Source organism: Megasphaera vaginalis (ex Srinivasan et al. 2021), from assembly GCF_000478965.1.
In the GTDB taxonomy this organism is placed as follows: Bacteria; Bacillota; Negativicutes; order Veillonellales; family Megasphaeraceae; genus Megasphaera; species Megasphaera vaginalis.
On the sequence record NZ_AWXA01000017.1, the window covers coordinates 1 to 961 of the forward strand.

2 protein-coding genes are annotated in these 961 nt (G+C 45.8%); both read right to left on the reverse strand.

All coding sequences use genetic code 11. From position 1 onward, the window contains the following. A partial coding sequence (locus HMPREF1250_RS03765; RefSeq protein ID WP_036242570.1) for a hypothetical protein occupies positions 1 to 446 on the reverse strand: 446 nt, incomplete at its 3' end. Between the two features lie 55 nt (positions 447 to 501). Then, on the reverse strand, positions 502 to 961 hold a 460-nt coding region (locus HMPREF1250_RS03770), incomplete at its 5' end, for a GH25 family lysozyme (RefSeq protein WP_036242573.1).

Sequence of the window (961 nt, forward strand, 5' to 3'; positions counted from 1 at the left end):
GCTACGGCCCATGTATCGCGTTGTCGTCTAATGACTGCCCGCTTGTGCTCCATTGATTTGATTTGCGTTGTCAACGTCTGCAAAGATTTGTCTTGCCTCTGCAATGTTACTTCGGCCTGAAGCAATGATGTCTTGGCACTCGTCAAGCTGAGCCGAGTTTCCTGCAACTGAGTTTTGCAGTCTTGTAGCTGATTCTGTAGATCGATCAAGAGCTGTTGTTGCTCCGTCGAACTGCTCTTCAGCAGCATCAATCTGTCCTGCAGCTGCGTCAATGTCATCTCTTGCTGTGTGATTATCGTCTGCAATCGATTGTATTGTGACAGTTGTATCATGACTGTCTGCGGCTGCGTCATGTTCGTAGTGCCGGCACAGTAGCCAGCCGCCGGCGCAAGCGACAGCAAGGCAAAGGACAATACAAACAGCAATAGCTTTCGGATTTTTGGCAAATTTCTCGACCTCCTCTTTTATCTGCGGCAGATACAACGGGGATCACCTCCTGAATTAAAACATCACATCAAGATCAACGTCAATACCTCCGACATTTCCTGAAAAAGAATACTGCCATAACGAAACGTTCTTTTCTGGATGCTCATATTTCCAACATGGTTTATCGTCCAATTCTGACAGCCAAAAGCAGACGTAGTCAGCAAGCTGCGATACATCAATATGATTTTCCAGCCAGTCGTAATTTGCATATATCCCAATATTAATTCCTGCCTCATTGCATTTCACAATAAATGCCGATACCGAATCGGTTAGTGTTTGCATATCAACACCCGTCAAGACCTGTCCCGGTTCCCCCTCCACATCAAGCCAAATTCCAACATCATCAGTAATACCTTCTGTTACAAGAGATTTGTACAGAGAAATAAATTGCTCAGCTTCCAGCCTTGCGTCGCCCGGATTTGTCGCACCAAAGAAATGATATACCCCTACTTTTATCCCTGCATCAATCGCTCCG